General features: G+C 71.8%; 16 protein-coding genes. 5 read left to right on the forward strand and 11 right to left on the reverse strand.

What is annotated here, in order from left to right:
- Nucleotides 1-180: 180 nt before the first annotated feature.
- Entirely contained in the window at nt 181-2,385 is a 2,205-nt protein-coding gene (locus ABZU46_RS25345; protein ID WP_354861635.1) for an ATP-dependent DNA helicase, read from the reverse strand.
- 100 nt (nt 2,386-2,485) lie between these two features.
- Between ABZU46_RS25345 and ABZU46_RS25350 the strand changes: the two genes are divergently transcribed.
- Nucleotides 2,486-2,992, forward strand: coding sequence for a DUF402 domain-containing protein (locus ABZU46_RS25350; protein ID WP_354861637.1), 507 nt, complete (start codon nt 2,486-2,488; stop codon nt 2,990-2,992).
- A gap of 12 nt (nt 2,993-3,004) precedes the next feature.
- On the opposite strand, the gene sigJ is transcribed toward ABZU46_RS25350, so the two are convergent.
- Complete coding sequence (gene sigJ, locus ABZU46_RS25355) at nt 3,005-3,970, reverse strand: RNA polymerase sigma factor SigJ (protein ID WP_354861639.1); 966 nt, start codon at nt 3,968-3,970, stop codon at nt 3,005-3,007.
- 180 nt (nt 3,971-4,150) lie between these two features.
- Between sigJ and ABZU46_RS25360 the strand changes: the two genes are divergently transcribed.
- The 3 genes from ABZU46_RS25360 to ABZU46_RS25370 all read left to right on the forward strand — a co-directional run bounded on the left by ABZU46_RS25360 (nt 4,151) and on the right by ABZU46_RS25370 (nt 6,867).
- Nucleotides 4,151-5,101, forward strand: coding sequence for a PPK2 family polyphosphate kinase (locus tag ABZU46_RS25360; RefSeq protein WP_354861640.1), 951 nt, complete (start codon nt 4,151-4,153; stop codon nt 5,099-5,101).
- A 127-nt stretch (nt 5,102-5,228) separates the two neighbouring features.
- Entirely contained in the window at nt 5,229-5,855 is a 627-nt protein-coding gene (locus ABZU46_RS25365) for a DUF47 family protein (protein ID WP_007465788.1), read from the forward strand.
- 4 nt (nt 5,856-5,859) lie between these two features.
- Complete coding sequence (locus ABZU46_RS25370) at nt 5,860-6,867, forward strand: inorganic phosphate transporter (RefSeq protein ID WP_354861642.1); 1,008 nt, start codon at nt 5,860-5,862, stop codon at nt 6,865-6,867.
- Nucleotides 6,868-6,919: 52 nt separating this feature from the next.
- On the opposite strand, the gene ABZU46_RS25375 is transcribed toward ABZU46_RS25370, so the two are convergent.
- Complete coding sequence (locus ABZU46_RS25375) at nt 6,920-7,888, reverse strand: Gfo/Idh/MocA family oxidoreductase (RefSeq protein ID WP_354861643.1); 969 nt, start codon at nt 7,886-7,888, stop codon at nt 6,920-6,922.
- 213 nt (nt 7,889-8,101) lie between these two features.
- Between ABZU46_RS25375 and ABZU46_RS25380 the strand changes: the two genes are divergently transcribed.
- Nucleotides 8,102-8,935 (forward strand): NUDIX hydrolase, encoded by an 834-nt coding sequence (locus ABZU46_RS25380; protein WP_354861645.1) that lies wholly within the window; start codon nt 8,102-8,104, stop codon nt 8,933-8,935.
- Nucleotides 8,936-8,988: 53 nt separating this feature from the next.
- On the opposite strand, the gene ABZU46_RS25385 is transcribed toward ABZU46_RS25380, so the two are convergent.
- The 8 genes from ABZU46_RS25385 to mshD all read right to left on the reverse strand — a co-directional run.
- A complete protein-coding gene (locus ABZU46_RS25385) occupies nt 8,989-10,518 on the reverse strand; it encodes a tannase/feruloyl esterase family alpha/beta hydrolase (RefSeq protein ID WP_354861646.1) in 1,530 nt (509 codons plus the stop codon).
- 74 nt (nt 10,519-10,592) lie between these two features.
- On the reverse strand, nt 10,593-11,270 hold the full coding sequence (locus ABZU46_RS25390) for a response regulator transcription factor (RefSeq protein ID WP_354861648.1): 678 nt from the start codon (nt 11,268-11,270) through the stop codon (nt 10,593-10,595).
- Nucleotides 11,267-12,370, reverse strand: coding sequence for a sensor histidine kinase (locus ABZU46_RS25395; protein WP_354861650.1), 1,104 nt, complete (start codon nt 12,368-12,370; stop codon nt 11,267-11,269). Before ABZU46_RS25395 ends, ABZU46_RS25390 begins: the two co-directional genes overlap by 4 nt.
- A gap of 105 nt (nt 12,371-12,475) precedes the next feature.
- Nucleotides 12,476-13,252 carry a phosphate ABC transporter ATP-binding protein PstB gene (pstB, locus tag ABZU46_RS25400; protein ID WP_354861658.1) on the reverse strand — a complete coding sequence of 259 codons (777 nt, stop codon included), beginning with the start codon at nt 13,250-13,252 and terminating at the stop codon, nt 12,476-12,478.
- Nucleotides 13,253-13,269: 17 nt separating this feature from the next.
- Nucleotides 13,270-14,358: a phosphate ABC transporter permease PstA gene (gene pstA, locus ABZU46_RS25405; protein WP_354861651.1), complete on the reverse strand. Its 1,089-nt coding sequence runs from the start codon at nt 14,356-14,358 to the stop codon at nt 13,270-13,272.
- Nucleotides 14,355-15,449: a phosphate ABC transporter permease subunit PstC gene (gene pstC, locus ABZU46_RS25410; protein WP_354861653.1), complete on the reverse strand. Its 1,095-nt coding sequence runs from the start codon at nt 15,447-15,449 to the stop codon at nt 14,355-14,357. Before pstC ends, pstA begins: the two co-directional genes overlap by 4 nt.
- 39 nt (nt 15,450-15,488) lie before the next feature.
- Nucleotides 15,489-16,595 carry a phosphate ABC transporter substrate-binding protein PstS gene (pstS, locus tag ABZU46_RS25415; RefSeq protein WP_354861655.1) on the reverse strand — a complete coding sequence of 369 codons (1,107 nt, stop codon included), beginning with the start codon at nt 16,593-16,595 and terminating at the stop codon, nt 15,489-15,491.
- 291 nt (nt 16,596-16,886) lie between these two features.
- The coding region (gene mshD / locus ABZU46_RS25420; protein ID WP_354861657.1) for a mycothiol synthase at nt 16,887-17,361 on the reverse strand (475 nt) is incomplete at its 5' end.

Here is a 17,361-nt window from a genome sequence, read left to right on the forward strand (position 1 = left end):
CCAACAACCACACAGACCTACAGCTTCCACGCCGAAATCACACTCTTCGAGAAAGGACTTGCCTCCCGCTCACGGCGCTAAACGCAACGGCGTTGTCGTTGATGTAGTGGCATCCCCGGCCGGGGATGCCACTACATCCTTGTTATTGCACGACCTTGAACGCGGGGCGCGGGGCGCGGGTCAGGTGGTGGCGAGGCGTTGCAGGGCGCCGCGGGCTACCTCGGGGCGGGTCGTGTACCAGAACGGGGGCAGCGAGCGGCGCAGGAACGGCCCGTAGCCCCGCGCCGTCTCCAGGCGCGAATCGAGCACCGCGACGACTCCCTTGTCGCCGGTGGCCCGGATCAGTCGGCCCACTCCCTGCGCCAGCCGGACGGCCGCGATCGGCACGCTGACCGCGGCGAAGCCGGAGCCGCCGCCCGCGTCCACGGCAGCGGCGCGGGCCGCCGCGAGGGGTTCGTCGGGCCGCGGGAAGGGCAGCCGGTCGATGACCACGAGCTGGCAGGCGTCGCCCGGCACGTCCACCCCCTGCCAGAGCGACATCACCCCGAACAGGCAGCTGGACCGCTCCTCGCGGAAACGGCGGACCAGCAGCGGCAGCGCCTCCTCGCCCTGCAACAACACCGGCAGGTCGGTCCGCGCGCGCAGCAGCTCCGCCGCCTGCGTCGCGGCCCGCCGCGAGGAGAAGAGCCCGAGAGTACGACCACCGAGCGCCTCGACGAGCCCGAGCAGCTCCTCCCCGGCCGCGTCGGGCAGCCCGGAGACGCTGGGCCGGGGCAGGTGCGCGGCGACGTACAGGATGCCCTGCCGGGCGTAGTCGAACGGCGAGCCCACGTCCAGGGAGCGCCAACCCGGCCCCTCGGTCGCCGGCACGACGGACCCCGGGTTGGTGTCGCCCGCGAGCCGACGGCCGGGCGCCTCGGCGACCGGGCGGCCCGGGGCGGTGCGGGCGGCCTGCGCGGCAGCGGCCGGGGACGGTGGTGCGGGTGGCGGCGCGTCCAGCCCGAGGGCGCGGGCCACCGTGTCGAACCGGCCGCCGAGCGCCAGGGTGGCCGAGGTGGCCACGACGGTGCGTTCGTCGTACAGGTGGGTGGCGAGGGTCCCGGCCACCGACAGGGGTGCGACCACGAGGGCCCGTCGGCTGCCGCTGTCGTTCTTCTCCACCCAGGCCACGTCGTGGTCGGCCTCTTCGAGGAGCCGCTGGGCGGTGGTGGAGAGGTCGTCCAGGGCGGCCTTGGCCTGCTGCTTGCGGACCGGGTCGGGATCATCTGACTTGATCTCGCCGATCGCGTCCAGGGCGGCGCGGGTGGCCGCGTCGAGCAGCGTGCACGCCTCGCGCAGTGGCGTCGGCAGGCCGGCGGTGAGTCGACCGGCCGGGGCCTCGGCCAGCCCGACGGCGAGGGCGTCACCGGCGGCGGTGAGCGCATCGGCGGTCTCCGGCCGCAGCAGCGTACGGGCCCGCCGGGTGGTCCGGTCGATCAGCTCCGGCACCAGCTCGGCCTGGGCGGCCGAGGAGACCCGGTCGGCCAGCTCGTGTGCCTCGTCGACGATGAGCAGCTTGTGCGGCGGGACGATGTGCCAGTCGGCCAGCATGTCGACCGCCAGGAGGCTGTGGTTGGTCACCACGATGTCGGCCTCGCGAGCGCGGGCCCGGGACGCCTCGGCGAAGCACTCCGCGCCGAACGGGCAGCGGGCCGCGCCGACGCACTCCCGCGACGGCATCGAGACCAGCCGCCAGGCCTGGTCGTCGACGCCCGGGTCCAGCTCGTCGCGGTCGCCGGTGTCGGTCTTCTCGGCCCAGTCGCGCAGCCGCTCGATCTGCTTGCCCAGCCGGCCCGCCTCGCCGAGCCACTTCGTGCCGCCGCCGGGGCGGGCGGCCGGGGCGTCGAAGAGGGTGTCCTCCGGCTCGTCCTCGGTGGAGTTGTCCAGCCGGGCCAGGCAGAGGTAGTGGTGCCGGCCCTTGAGCACCGCGAACGTGGGCCGGCGGCCGAGCAGCGGCTCGACGGCGTCGGCCAGCCGGGGCAGGTCGTGGTCGACGAGCTGGGACTGCAACGCCAGGGTGGCCGTGGAGACCACCACCGGGCCGTCCACGGTGAGAGCCGGCGCGAGGTACGCCAGCGACTTGCCGGTGCCGGTGCCCGCCTGCACGAGCAGGTGCTCGCCGCTGGTCACGCACTCCTCGATGGCGGTCGTCATCTGCTGCTGGCCGGGCCGCGCCGTGCCGCCGGGGACCGCGCCGACCGCGGCCGCGAGCAGCTCCGTGCCGCTGGGCCGGGCACCCCGCCGCCGGCTTCCACCGCGGGCCGACGGGGTGGCGGAACCGGTGGCGGTGCGGGGCGGAGTCACCGTGCGACGGTACCCGCCGCCGCCGACAGCGTCCGTGCCCATCCGCCCGCGTGGCGCGGACCACCCATCGACCTCGCTGGTCCACCCCGTCCGGTTACGGCCGTGCTACGACGCGTGGGCAGTATCGGTTAGGGTGCGAATCATGCCGAGCGACGTGGTCCGAGTGATCTACCGCAAGTACGACGGCAGCGCGCACCGTGACTACCCGGCCCGTCGCCTCGCGGAGGACGATCTCGGCGTCTGGCTCGGCGTCCCCTTCGGCACCGAGTCGGTCTACCACGGCCGGCCGTCGGTGGAGAAGATCCCCTTCGTCCTGCTGGTGCCGCACCACGCGTGGTGGACGGGGATGTTCAACCCGCCGCCACGGACCAGCGAGGTCTACTGCGACATCGCCACCCCGGCCCGCTGGGAGTCCGACGACACCGTTCACCTGATCGACCTCGACCTGGACGTGGTCCGGCGGCGGGCCACCGGCCTGGTGGAACTGCTCGACGAGGACGAGTTCGCCGAGCACCGGGCCCGTTTCGGCTACCCGCAGGACGTGGTGGTCGAGGCCGAGGCGGCGGCCCAGTGGCTGTACGGCGCCCTCGGCGACGGCACCGAGCCGTTCGCCACGTCGTACCGCAAATGGTTGGCGCTGGTGGTCTGAGCCGGCGCGGGCTCACCAGCGCGGCGGCCACCGGTCGTCGTCGCCCAGCGGCGGCAGGTCGGCCAGCTTCTCCGGGTTGAGCTGGTTGAAGATGCCGGTGATCCGGCCGCCGTCGACCGAGAACGCGGTGACCACCCGGATCGGTCGCCCGTCGCTGTGCGCCGTCTCCACCTGCAGGCCGAGGACGCCGTCGACAAGCACCGGGCGGGCCCGCATCCGTCGCGCGTACCGCCCGGTCCGGCCGAACAGGCCGAGCGTGAAGCGGCCCACCGTGTCCGCGCCGACCACCGGCCGGCGGGCCGTCGGGAAGTGCCCGCCCGAGTCGCCGATCAGGACCACGTCCGGCGCGAGCACCCGCAGCAGCGGATCCAGCTCGCCGGACTCGGTGGCGGCCACGAACGCCGCGAGGACGCGCCGCTGCTCGGCCGGGTCAGCGGCGTGCCGGGGCGCGTCCGGTGCGGCGACGGCCCTGCGGGCCCGGGAGGCGAGCTGCCGGGCGGCCACCTCGCTGGTGCCGAGGACGTCCGCCACCCGGGCGAACGGCACCGCGAACACGTCGTGCAGCACGAACGCGAGCCGCTGCTCGGGCGCGAGCCGTTCCAGCAGCACCCGCAGCGCCGTGCCGACCTGGTCGGTGCGGACCGCGCGTTCGGCGGGGTCGGGGGCGTACCCACCGCTGGCTTCGCCGCCGTGCAGCGGGCTCACGACCGGTTCCGGGAGCCACTGCCCGGGGTACGCCTCGCGGCGGACCCGCGCCGAGCGCAGCACGTCCAGGCAGATCCGGGCGCAGGTGGTGGTCAACCACGCGGAGAGATCGCGGATCTCGGCGCGGGCGGCCGGGTCGGCGAGCGCCCCGGCGTAACGCAGCCAGGTCTCCTGCACCGCGTCCTCGGCCTCGCTGCGGCTGCCCAACATCCGGTGGGCCACCGCGAGCAGCCGACCCCGCTCGGCCTCGAACTCCGTCGCCAGGTCTCGCACGACCCACCACCCTCCCCCGAGCGCCACGTCCCCCTGGCGCACATCCTCCAACCAACCGGACGCGCCGGCGGCCCCGGACGTGACGGCGGGCCTCGGTGGGCCTGGTGGGCCCTGGCTGGGCCTCGGTGGGCCGGTGGGCCTCGGCGCGCGGATGGCCGGCGGTTGGGCGATGATCCGAGGATGAGCGAACCCCGGCAAGGGCAGAGCGAGCGGGTCGTGGCGCCGGACGGCGGGCCCGTGCGGGACCTGTTGCGGGTCACCGCGCCGGTGGATCTCGCCGCGATCGATCCCCGGTCCACGCCCGGCCTGCCGCCGGCCGAGGTGGTCGGCGAACACCGCAAGACCTGGGCCCGTGCGCAGGTGGCGCTGGTCGGCGAGGAGCTGGGCCGGCAGCAGGAGATGCTCTTCGCGATGGCCAAGGCCGGCTCGGAGCACCCGGCGCGCCGGGTGCTGCTGGTGCTCCAGGCGATGGACTGCGGTGGCAAGGACGGCACGATCAAGCGGGTGGCCGGCGCGATGAACCCCCTCGGCCTGCACATCCGGTCGTTCGGTCCGCCGACCCCGCAGGAGCTGCGGCACGACTTTCTGTGGCGGATCCGCCGGGAGCTGCCTCCGCCCGGGTACGTGGGGATGTTCAACCGCTCACACTACGAGGACGTGTTGATCGCCCGGGTCGGGTCGTTGGTGCCGGAGGCGATCTGGCGGGCCCGCTACGACCAGATCAACTCCTTCGAGCGGGAGTTGGTCGACGACGGGGTGACCGTCGTGAAGGTGATGCTGCACATCTCGTACGCCGAGCAGGGCGAGCGACTGCTGGAACGGCTCACAGATCCGCACAAGCACTGGAAGTACAACCCGTCGGACGTCGACTCCCGGGCGCAGTGGGACGACTACCAGGCCGCGTACGCCGAGGCGCTGAGCCGGTGCGGCACGGACGCCGCGCCGTGGTTCGTGGTGCCGGCGGACCGCAAGTGGTACCGGGACTGGGCCGTGGCACACCTGCTGCGGGAGACGTTCGACACGCTCGATCTGGGGTATCCGCCTGCCGATTTCGACGTGGCGCGCGAGCGTGAGCGGTTGGCCGCTGGGGGAGCGGGGACGGTTGGGACGCCCGAGATGAACAGCAGGTGAACGAGCGGTGAATGTGGCCTGGCCAGGGGTGGGCCGACGAATTTGCAGTTCTGGCGTTTCCTAGCATTCACCGAGCGGACGCCGACGGACGCCGCCACCCTTCCACCGACGCGACGAGGTCTGTGCTGTGAAGTTTTCCTTCCGCCCCACCGAGGGCGCCTTCTACGAGCTCTTCACCAGGGCCGCGCAGAACCTGGTCCGGGGCACCGCGCTGTTGAACGAGCTGGCTCTGCCCGGTGTCGACGTGCAGTCGGTCAGCGAGCGGCTGACCGAGGTCGAGCACGACAGCGACCAGATCACGCATGATCTCTACAAGAAGATCAACTCGACCTTCATCACGCCGTTCGACCGGGAGGACATCTACCGGCTCGGCTCGCTGCTCGACGACGTGATGGACCACCTGGAGGCGGTCGGCGACCTGCTGTACCTGTACGGGCTGACCGAGCTGCCGGCGCTGCCCCGGGAGCTGCACGAGATGGTCAACGTGCTCGACCAGCAGGCCAAGCTGACCGCCGAGGCGATGCCCCGGCTGCAGTCGATGAAGGATCTCGAGGACTACTGGATCGAGTGCAACCGGCTGGAGAACGAGGGCGACCGGATCAACCGGCAACTGCTCGTCCGGCTCTTCTCGGGTGAGTACGACGCGTTGACGGTGCTGAAGATGAAGGAGGTCGCCGACGAGTTGGAAGCCGCCTGCGACGCCTTCGAGCACGTGGCCAACACGGTCGAGACCATCGCGGTCAAGGAGTCCTGAACCGGTGACTCCCGAACTCATCGCCGTCCTGGCGGTGATCGCGGTGGCCCTGGCGTTCGACTACACCAACGGCTTCCACGACGCCGCCAACGCGATCGCGACAAGCGTCTCCACCCGCGCGCTGACACCCCGGATCGCCCTCGGCCTCGCCGCGGTCGGCAACTTCATCGGTGCCCACTTCGGCGCCGGGGTCGCCAAGACCGTCGGCGACGGCCTGGTCACCCTCCCCACGGGGGTGAGCAGCCTCGGGGTGGTCTTCGCCGGGGTACTGGGTGCCATCGCCTGGAACCTGATCACCTGGTACTTCGGCCTGCCGTCGTCGTCCTCGCACGCGCTCTTCGGCGGCCTGGTCGGCGCGACCCTGCTGTCCAGCGGCGGCATCGTGCAGTGGGGCAACATCGGCGAGAAGGTCATCCTGCCGATGGTGCTCTCGCCGATCGTTGGCCTCACCCTCGGTTACCTGCTGATGCTGGCGATCCTCTGGCTGTTCCGCAAGGGTCAGCCGGGAAGGCTCAACCGGGGTTTCCGCCACGCGCAGACCGTGTCCGCCGCCGCCATGTCGGTCGGCCACGGCATGCAGGACGCCGCCAAGACGATGGGCATCGTGGTGCTGGCGCTCTACACCGGCGGTTTCCAGGAGAGCAAGACGCACATCCCGGGCTGGGTCTTCTGGACCTCGGCCACCATGCTGGCCCTCGGCACGTACGCCGGTGGTTGGCGGATCATCCGCACCCTCGGCCGCAAGATCATTGACCTCGGGCCGCCGGAGGGCTTCGCCGCCGAGACGGTGGCCAGCGCGGTGCTCTACTTCAACGCCCTGGTGCTGAAGGCGCCGATCTCCACGACCCACACGATCACCTCGGCGATCATGGGTGTGGGCGCGACCAAGCGGCTCTCCGCGGTCCGCTGGAACGTCGCCGGCAACATCGTGATCGCCTGGATCATCACGTTCCCGGCGGCCGCGCTGATCGCCTGCGTCGCCTACCTGCTGGTCCGGCCGCTCTTCGGCTGACCGGACCCAGCACGTGGAACGGCCCCGGTCACCGCGACCGGGGCCGTTCGTGTCACTCGTAGCGGACGCCGATCTGCTCGCGGATCGTGTCCAGCAGGGTCATCACCTCAAGCGTCGTGGTGTGCGGCACCAGCGGGCTCTCGGTCAGCCCGGCGGCCAGGCAGCGCTGCACCTCGATCGCCTCGTACTGGTAGCCGTTGCCGGCCTCCTCGGCGGAGATCGTCTCGGGCGCGAAGCCGTCCCGGTGCAGGGTCAGCGAAGCCGGCCGGAAGAACGGCTCCGGCAGGTCGATGCGGCCCGTGCTGCCGGTGATCGAGGCGGCCAACGAGCTCGCCCCGACCATGCCGCAGCTCAGCGTGGCCACCGCCCCGCTGTCGTACCCGAACAGGATGCCGGTGTTCTCATCGGTCCCCTCCGGGCCCAGGTGCGCCCAGGAGCGGATGTGCTGCGGCACGCCGAGCAGCAGGTGCGCCAGGCTGATCGGGTAGATCCCCAGGTCGAGCAGCGCGCCCCCGCCCAGCGCCGGGTTGCGCATCCGGTGCTCCGGCGGGAACGGTCCGGCCACCCCGAAGTCGGCCCGGACATTGCTGACCGTGCCGATGGCACCCTCGGCGATCAGCTGGACCGCGCGAAGGATGAGCGGGTTCGTCCTCATCCACATGGCCTCCATCAGGAAGACCCCGGCGGCGCGGGCCGTGTCCACCAGCTCGGTGCTGGTGGCCAGGTCGAGGGTGAACGGCTTCTCCAGCAGCACCGCCCGGCCAGCGGTCAGGCAGGTCAGCGCCGCCTCGTGGTGCGCCGCGTGCGGGGTCGCCACGTAGATCACGTCGACCTCCGGATCGGCGGCCAGCTCCACCCAGGAGCCGTACGCGCGCTTCGCGTCGTACGTGTCGGCGAACCGCTGCGCGCTGTCGGCGGAGCGGGAGCCGACCGCGACCAGTTCGGCGTCCGGCACCAGCCGGAGGTCTTCGGCGAAACGGCTGGCGATGTGGCCGGTGGCCAGGATGCCCCAACGAGTCATGCCGGAAACGCTAGCCGAACCGGGTGAACCGCCCCCTGCCCGGCCGCCGCCCAGCTCATCCGTCGAGACCTCGGTGCTCCTCACCGCGACGACATACCTCGCAGGCCGCCCACCTCGTTCGAGCAAAGGAGGCGCGTGGGTGGTCGGCGGTCGAGCGGAGCCCACCGGCGCACGCCGGCCGGTGGCGGCGGGCCGGGGAACTAGGCTCGCGCCATGACGATCGACAGCGACGGCTTCGCCGCGCCCGCCGCCCTGGTCGAGCACGCCCGCCGGTTCCAGGCCGAGGGCGGTACCCCGGCGACGCCGCGCGTCGCGGCCACCGTGCTGCTGCTGCGTCCGACCGACACCGACTTCGAGGTGTACGTCATCCGCCGCGTCGCCGCGATGACCTTCGGCGGGATGTACGCCTTCCCCGGCGGCGGGGTGGACCGCTCCGACTCGGCGGCGCACCTCGACTGGGCCGGCCCGGCGCCGGCCGAGTGGGCAGGGCGGCTCGGGGTGGCCCCGGACGCCGCCCAGGCGGTGGTCTGCGCCGCCGCCCGGGAGGTCTTCGAGGAGGCCGGCGTGCTGCTCGCCGGGCCCGATCCGGCGACGGTGGTGGGCGACGTCAGCGGTGACGACTGGGAGTCGGCCCGGCAGGACCTGGAGGGGCGTCGGCTGGGCTTCGCGGCGCTGCTCGCCGACCGTCACCTCACGCTGCGGTCGGATCTGCTGCTGCCGTGGAGCCGCTGGATCACCCCGGAGTTCGAACCGCGCCGCTTCGACACGTACTTCTTCGTCGCTCTGTTGCCGGCGGGGCAGCGGACCCGCGACGTCTCCGGCGAGGCCGACCACACCCTCTGGATCCGCCCGGCGGACGCGCTGGCCCGCGCCGAGGCGGGCGAGCTGACCATGCTGCCGCCGACCCTGGTCACGCTGGCCCAGGTGGCGGCTGCCGGCGACCTGGCCGGCGTGGCGCGGGCGGCGGCCGACCGGGACGCCGCCACGCCCATCACTCCGCGCCTGGACCTCCCGGCCGACGGCGAGCCCCGCTTCGTGCTCGGCTGACCCCAGCCGGCGGCCCGCCGTATCCCTGGGGGGTACGGCGGACCGGCGGCCCGTCAGTAGTGCCCGACGTAGCGGTAGTTGGCGTTGAGGCTGCCCGGGGCGGCGTGCGCCGGTGCCAGCGCGTCGAACGGCGCCACCGTGAGGAAGCGGACGAACTGCTGGTCCGGCTCCGCATTGGGCGCGTAGGTGAGGACGTCGATGTCGCCCGGCGCGACGTCGCGCTCGACCCAGTCCATCAGCGGCTGGAGGAACTCCGGGATGCCGACCTCCGACGGGTGCTCGGTCGGCTCCGGCCCGAACAGGCAGTGGTAGCCGGCGGGAACCATGTACAGCCGTGTGAACGCCTCGCTGCCGCCGCGACGCTGCACGGCCGCGTAGTAGTCGACCGTCGAGAACGGGGGGACGGAAGGGTCCGCCCAGCCGTGGTAGAGGATCAGCTTGCCGCCCTGGTCGCGGAACTCGGACAGGTCCGCGTCGGTGGCGTTGTAGATGGCGTCGCCCAGCACGTTCAGCCGGTCGAACGTCGCCCGGGTGAACCGCACGTCGTTCAGTTGGAAGTCGGCCGGCGGGCTCTGCGGGTACGCGAGGTACTTCAGGTAGTTGAGCGCGATCCTCCCGGTGTTGCCGTCCACCGGGGAGCCGGAGCGCACCACGAACTCGTCGATCCAGCCCAGCTCCGATCCGTACGGCATGCCTCCGGGGTAGAGCCCGTTCGGGCCCCGGTAGAACGCCACAACGGCCGCCACCTGGGCGGGCGTTAGGCAGTCGGGTCGGTCCGTGCCACGCGGGCAGCGCAGCGACGACGGCTGGAACCCGCACCGCCGCGGATCCTCGATGACCGCGCCGCACTTCTGCACAACCGCCTCGTGCAGCGCGGGAATCTTCTCCGGGCCGAGGATCTGCCGGCCCGACGCGTCGGTGTTGCGCAGCACCACCCAGGCGTTGAGCAGCGCCAGCGGCGCCAGGTTGTGCACCGGTGCGCCGGCCAGGATGCCGTCGAAGTCGGACGGGAACCGCTGCGCCAGCATCAGCCCCTGCCGGCCGCCGGTCGAGCAGCCGTCGAAGTACCGGTACGTCGGCCCGTGCCCGTAGTACGCGACCATCACCGCGTCCGCCACCCGCCGCAGCCGGTGCTCGGACAGCAGCCCGAACTCCAGTCGCGTCCGAGGGTCGGCGCCCCACGTCGCGGGCTCGCTGGTCTGCGGGTCGCCGGTGTGCCCGGTGTCGTCGGAGGCCAGCACCAGCCTGCCGTCCCGCGCGGCCGCGCACTGGAACCCGAAGAGCGGCAGGGTCAGGTCGGGCACCGTGCCGCAGAGCCCGCTACAGCCCTGCTGCACGTACTGCCCCGTCCATCCGGAGACGGGGAGCTTGACGGTGAACCGTGTCTGCGGCCGGATCACCCCCTGCACCATGCAGAATTCCTGGCCCTCGGCGTTGGTGTCCCGTTCCGCCGACGTCACCGACACCTGCGGGATCCGCGCCCCGGCCAACCCCGCGCACCGGTCGGTGGGCGGGTCGGTGGCGGATCCCGGCGTGACGATCAGGGGTACGGCGGTCAGCAGTGCCAGAACAGTTCGGATCATGCTTCCCTCCTCTTTGGAGGGAGATTAGGCAGTTCGGCGGGCCTTTCGAATCGGTCCCGGGACGGGACTCACGGTCATCCCCGGGGCGGAGCGGTGCCCGGCCGGACCAGGCCGCACTCGTAGGCGAGCACAGCCGCCTGCACCCGGTCGCGCAGACCGAGCTTGAGCAGAATCGCCGACAGGTGGGTCTTCACGGTGGCCCGGCTGAGGACCAGGCGCTCCGCGATCTCGTCGTTGGAGAGCGCCCGCGCGACCAACGTGAGCACCTCGATCTCACGCGCGCTGAGCGCGTCGAGCGCCGGCGGGGGAGTGCCGCCGGGCAGTTCGCTGGCGAACCGGTCGAGCAGCCGCCGGGTGACGGTCGGCGCGAGCAGCGCCTCACCGCGCGCCACCACCCGTACCGCCGTGGCCAGCTCGTCGGGGCGGATGTCCTTGAGCAGGAAGCCGCTGGCACCGGCCCGCAGCGCCGCGAACACCGGCTCGTCCAGGTCGAACGTGGTCAGCATGATGATCCTCGCCGCCTGGCCGGCGGCGACCAGCCGGCGGGTCGCCTCGATGCCGTCCAGCCGGGGCATCCGTACGTCCATCAGGATCACGTCCGGTCGCAGGCGCCCGGCCAGAGCCACGGCCTCCAGGCCGTCGCCCGCCTCGCCGACCACCTCGAGGTCCTCGCGGCTCTCAATGATCATCGCGAACCCGGCTCGCACGAGGGCCTGGTCGTCGGCGATCAACACCCGGATGGCCGCCGTCATGCCGAGGTGAGCGGCAGGTCCGCCCGTACCCGAAAGCCGCCACCCGGCACTGGCCCAGCGTCCAGCGTCCCGCCCAGCAGCCGGGCCCGTTCCTGCATCCCCACGATCCCCCGGTGCGCGGAACGGTCGACCCGGCCGCTCGGACGGGCCGGGCCGTCGTCGCGGATCTCCAGCCGTACCGACCGGGGCGAGCACCGCACCGTCACCCGGGCCAGGGTGGCCTGGCTGTGCCGCAGCGTGTTGGTCAGCGACTCCTGCACGATCCGGTACGACGAGAGGTCCACCGCCGCCGGCAACGGTGGCAGGGCCGGTTCCCGGTCCAGCTCGACGGTCAGCCCGGTGGCCCCCAGCGACGCGGCCAACGTGTCCAGTTGCGCCAGACCGGGCTGCGGGGTGGCCGAGCCGGGCTCGGTGTCGGCGCTCATCGTCTGCAACAGCACCCGCAGCTCGGACAGGGTGGAACGGGCCGCCAGATCGATCGAGGTGAGCGCCGCGCGGGCCAGGTCGGGTCGACGGTCGAAGACGTCCTGCGCGGCGCCGGCCTGCACGACGATCACCGACACCGTGTGGACCAGCACGTCGTGCAGCTCGCGGGCGATCCGTTCGCGTTCCTGGGTGACGATGCGCCGCTCGGAGTCCTGCCGGCGCAGCGCGCGGGTCCGGCCCAGCTCACCGAGGGTCCAGCCGAGCGCCGGGCCGGCGATCGCGAGCAGCACGTTGCGCCAGTCGCCGTACGCCAGCTTCCAGGGCGTCCCGGCCACCAGCAGGCCGAGCACCCACAGCGACCGCGACGGCGGCCTCCGCCGCGCGTACCCGGCGAGCACCGCGGCGACCTGACCGAGCCAGCCGATGGCCGGACTGAGCGACTCGATGCCGATCCCGGCGAGGACGGCCACCGCCATCGCGGCCTCCGGGTGGCGGCGCAGCACCGCGATGGTGCCGGCCTGCACCGCCGCCAGTGCGATGGCGGCGGCGTACCCGAGCACGTGGTGTGGCCCGTTCGGCGTGACCAGGATCAGCGCCGCGAGCACGACGAACAGGCCGACGGCGACCCGCTGGTCGGGCCGGCATCCGCGCAGGAGCCTGCCGGGTGAACGCACCCGGTGATCGTAGGCAGCTCACGGATCGACGGTCATCGGCCGCGGGAACGACGAAGCGGTCCGTCCGGAGACGGACCGCCTGCGTCGCGGAGGGAAGGGGGAAGCTCAGCCGAAGCGGCCGGTGATGTAGTCCTCGGTCTTCTTGACGCTCGGGTTGCTGAAGATCTTCTGGGTGTTGTCGTACTCGATGAGACGGCCCGGGTCGCCGGTCTTCTCGATGGAGAAGAAGGCGGTCCGGTCCGACACACGGGCGGCCTGCTGCATGTTGTGCGTCACGATGATGATCGTGAACTTGTCCTTGAGCTGGAACATCAGGTCCTCGATGGCCAGCGTGGAGATCGGGTCCAGGGCCGAGCAGGGCTCGTCCATCAACACGACCTGCGGCTCGACCGCGATGGTCCGGGCGATGCAGAGCCGCTGCTGCTGACCGCCGGAGAGGCCCGCGCCGGGCTTGCCCAGCCGGTCCTTGACCTCGTCCCACAGGTTCGCCGAGCGCAGCGCCTTCTCGGCCGCCTCGTCCAGGATCGACTTGCGCCGGACGCCGTTGAGCTTCAGCCCGGCCACCACGTTCTCGAAGATGCTCATGGTGGGGAACGGGTTCGGCCGCTGGAAGACCATGCCGATGGTGCGCCGGACCGCGGTGACGTCCACGTCCCGGTCGTAGATGTCCTGGTCGTCGATGGTCAGGCTGCCCTCGACCCGGGCCCCCGGCAGCACCTCGTGCATCCGGTTGATCGACCGCAGGAAGGTCGACTTGCCGCAGCCGGACGGCCCGATGAGAGCGGTGACCGTCTTCGGCTCGACAGTCAGGTTGATGTTCTCGATCGCCTTGAACCCGCCGTAGTAGGCGGTGACGTTCGAGGCGGAGACGCGCTTGGCCATGGTGGTACCTCCGGGGTTCATCGGCTGAGCCTGTTGCGACGGGCCAGCAGTTTCGCCGCGATCGTCAGGATGAGCACGAGGGCGACCAGGGTGAGTGCCGCGGTCCACGCCCGTGCCGGCGCGTACTTCGACGCGTCACCGGCCTGCTGGTAGACGAAGAGGGACAGCGACGACTGGTTGTTCTCGAAGGGGTTGGTGTTGATCGCGGCGCCGCCGCCGGCGACCAGGAGCACCGGAGCGGTCTCGCCGGCCGCGCGGGCGATGGCGAGCATGACGCCGGTGACGATGCCGGGCAGCGCCGTCGGCACCACCACCCGCAGGATGGTCTTCCACTTGGGAATGCCGAGCGCGTACGCGCCCTCGCGCAGTGGCGGCGGGACGAGGCGGAGCATCTCCTCGGTGGACCGGACGATGGTGGGCAGCATGAGCACGCTCAGCGCGAGCGCGGCGGCGAAGCCGGAGAAGCTCGGCCGGCCGTCGTTGAACCACGGCGACACGACCAGCACCCAGAACGCCAGCACGAAGAGGCCGGAGACGATCGACGGGATGCCGGTCATCACGTCCACGAAGAATCGGATCGCGAAGGCGAACTTGCCCCGCCCGTACTCGACGATGTAGATCGCGCAGAGAACGCCGAGCGGGACGGTGATCAGGGTGGCGATCCCGACCTGCTCCAGCGTGCCGACGATCGCGTGGTACGCGCCGCCGTTCGGGTCCCGGGCCCCGATGTTGTTCATCGAGGTCTGGAAGAAGGTGCCGTCCAGCCGCTCGGTGCCCTTGCTCAGCAGCGTCCAGACGACCGAGACGAGCGGCAGCACCGCCAGCACGAACGCGGAGTGGATCAGCGCGCTCCAGGTGCGGTTACGGGCCGACCGGCGGCCCTCGACCGCGTTGGCCGCGACGAAGAGCCCGACCAGGTAGAGGATCGCGCCGAGGACGACGACGAGGACCGGGCCGCCGATGCCGGTGCCGTAGACCAGCGCGGCGGAGAGCGCCAGGGCCGCCACGGCGAGGGCCGGTGCGGCGTACCGGGGCAGCCGCCGGGCCCGCAGCGAGGCCGGTTGGGCCGGCGGGCGGGTGCGGTGGGAGGTGACGGTTGTGGTCATGCGGCCGACTCCGTGAACTCCCGGCGGCGGTAGATGATCGCCCGCGCCGTGATGTTGACGATCAGCGTGATGGTGAACAGCACCAGGCCGGACGCGATGAGCGCGCCACGGCCGGTCTCGTTCGCCTCGCCGAACGCGTTGGCGATGTTGGCGGCGATGGTGTTGCCGCCGTTCTGGATCAGGTTGAACGAGATGCCGAAGGTGATGCCGAGGGTCAGCGCCAGGGCGATGGTCTCGCCGAGCGCCCGACCCAGACCGAGCATCACCGCGGCGATGATGCCGGGGCGACCGTAGGGGAGCACCGCGGTGCGGAGCATCTCCCAGCGGGTGGCGCCCAGCGCGAGGGCGGCCTCCTCGTTCGCGGTCGGCGTCTGGAGGAACACCTCGCGGGAGAGCGAGGTGATGATCGGCAACACCATGATCGCGAGGACCAGGGCACCCAGCATGATCGAGGCGCCGAACGGGCCGTCACCGCCGAAGAGCGGGATCCAGCCGAAGTGCTCGTTCAGCCAGACCGAGAAGTCCCGGACCGGGTTGCTGAAGACGTCCCGCCCCCACAGGCCGAAGACCACGCTCGGCACGGCGGCCAGCAGGTCGACCAGGAAGCCGAGTGCGGTGCCCAGCCGGCGCGGCGCGTAGTGCGAGAGGTAGAGCGCGATGCCCAACGCCACCGGCACCGCGATCAGCAGCGCCAGCGCCGAGCTGAGCACCGTACCGAAGGCGAGCGTGCCGATGCCGAACTTGGGCTGCGGCTCGTTGGGGGACCAGCCCTCGTAGGTCCAGAAGTTCTCGGTGTTGGCGCGCAGGGCCGGCACCGCCTTGGCGATCAGGAAGATCGCGATGGCGGCGATGATGACCAGAACGGCGGTGCCGGCGGCCAGTGTGAGACCGCGGAAGGCCCGCTCGGCGCCGAACTTGCGGCTGCGCGGCAACGCGCCGCCACCGCCGCCCAGCCCGGTGCCGCCCGGGGAACGGGTGCTGACTGGTGCCTCGGCCACACGCGCCGAGGCACCGGCGGGCCACTCGTGACTCTGGGTCACGCGCGTCCCGCCGGTGCCGGCGTCGGCCGAGCGGTGAGGGGTTTCACCCATCTGCTCGCTCGATTCGGTTGCGGAGGTGGTGGGGTCGGGTCAGGAGAGGTTCTTGACCGCGGTCTCGACCTTGGTGCGGACCGTCTCCGGCAGCGGGGCGTAGCCGAGGTCGGTCAGCGAGTTCTGGCCCTCGGCGCTGGCGGCGTAGCCCAGCAGACCCTTGACCAGCTTGAGCTTGTCGGCCGCGAGGCCCTTGCTGCAGACGATCTCGTACGTCGCCAGGACGATCGGGTAGGCCCCGGCCTCCTTGGTGTTGTAGTCGATCGACAGCTTGAGGTCGTCGCCCTGGCCATCGATCTTGGCGCCGGCGATGGTCTTGCCAGCGGCCTCGGCGGTCAGCGCGGCGAACTCGCCGTTGCCGTTGCCGATCTTGGCCATCTTCAGGCCGGCGTTCTCGGCGAACGACCACTCCATGTAGCCGATGGAGCCGTCGGCGCCCTTGACCCGGCTGGCCACGCCGTCCGAGCCCTTGGCGCCGGTGCCGCCCGGGGCCTTCCAGGCCTTGGCGTTGCCCAGCGTCCAGTCCGCCTCGGAGGTCTTCGAGAGGAACTTGGTGAAGTTGTCGGTGGTGCCCGACTCGTCCGAGCGGTGGACGGTCTGAATGGCGGTCGCCGGGAGCTTGGCGTCCGGGTTGTCGGCCTTGATCGCCGCGTCGTCCCACTTGGTGACCTTGCCGGCGAAGATCTTCGCCAGGGTGGCCGGCTTGAGCTGGAGGTTGTCCACGCCGCTGACGTTGTAGGCGACGGCCACCGGGCCGATCACCATCGGCAGGTGGATGGCCTTGCCGCCGGCGCACTTGGCGTCGGCCTGCGGCTGCTCCTCCGGCTTGAGCGCGGAGTCGGAGCCGGCGAAGTCGGCGGTGCCGGCGATGAACGCCTGGATGCCGGCGCCCGAGCCGGAAGCCTCGTAGTTGATCGTGGTGCCAGCGCACTTCTGCTGGTACGCCTTGATCCACTCGGCCATGGCGTTCTTCTGTGCCGACGAGCCCTGGGCGTTGACCGTGCCGGTACCGCAGTCGACCGCGGCGGCGGAGCCCGAGGCGCTGGCGCCGGAAGTGGGCTCGTTGTTGTCCGAGCCGCATGCACTGAGGCCGAGCGTCGCGGCAAGAGCGAGGCAGGCAATAGTGCCGTACCGCTGGAGCTTCACCTGAGGGGTTTCCCTTCGCGTCTGACTTGGTGCCCCGATGCCGGGGCCCGAGGACCGGCACTGACCGGCTGACACGAAAGTTAGAAGTGCCAGGTAGCCGGTTCGCCGGTCACAAGTGAACGCAAGGTGAACACGTACGGCCCCCGAGGTGACCGCTTGCTGAGGGTGAGTTGTCCGTTAAGTGAACTCGGGTACACCTGTCGGAAGTATGGGTATATTTCCGGTTCGGCGTTATCCCGCCGATGCTCGGCCGTTACCCGCCGGTGACTCGGTCGGGGCGGCGTCCGACGGTCAGCCCAGGTGGTAGTTGATGTGTGCGGACCAGCGGGCGAAGCCCAACCGCTCGTAGAGCGCGACCGCCCCGGTGTTCGAGTCGTCCACGAAGAGCATCACCCGGTCGAGCCCCCGCTTGTCCCGCAGGTACGCGAGCCCCGCGGTGGTCAGCGCCCGACCGAGCCCGCCCCCGTGCGCGGTCGGCTCCACGCCGAGCACGTACACCTCGCCGATGCGGGCCGACCCGGGCCGCTCGTGCACCTTCGTCCAGTGGAAGCCGAGCAGCCGGCCGGTCGAGGTCTCCTCGGCGAGCAGGAAGCCGGCCGGGTCGAACCACGGCTCGGCGAGGCGGACCCGCAGGTCGTCCGAGGTCCACCGCCCCTGCTCGGGATGCTCGGCGAAGGCCCGCGCGTTCAGGGCCAGCCAGGCCGCGTCGTCGGCCCCCGGCCGGAACGCACGCAGCGCCACCCCGTCGGGCAGGCGCGGCTCGCCC

It is taken from the genome of Micromonospora sp. NPDC005197 (assembly GCF_040608295.1).
Lineage (GTDB): Bacteria > Actinomycetota > Actinomycetes > Mycobacteriales > Micromonosporaceae > Micromonospora.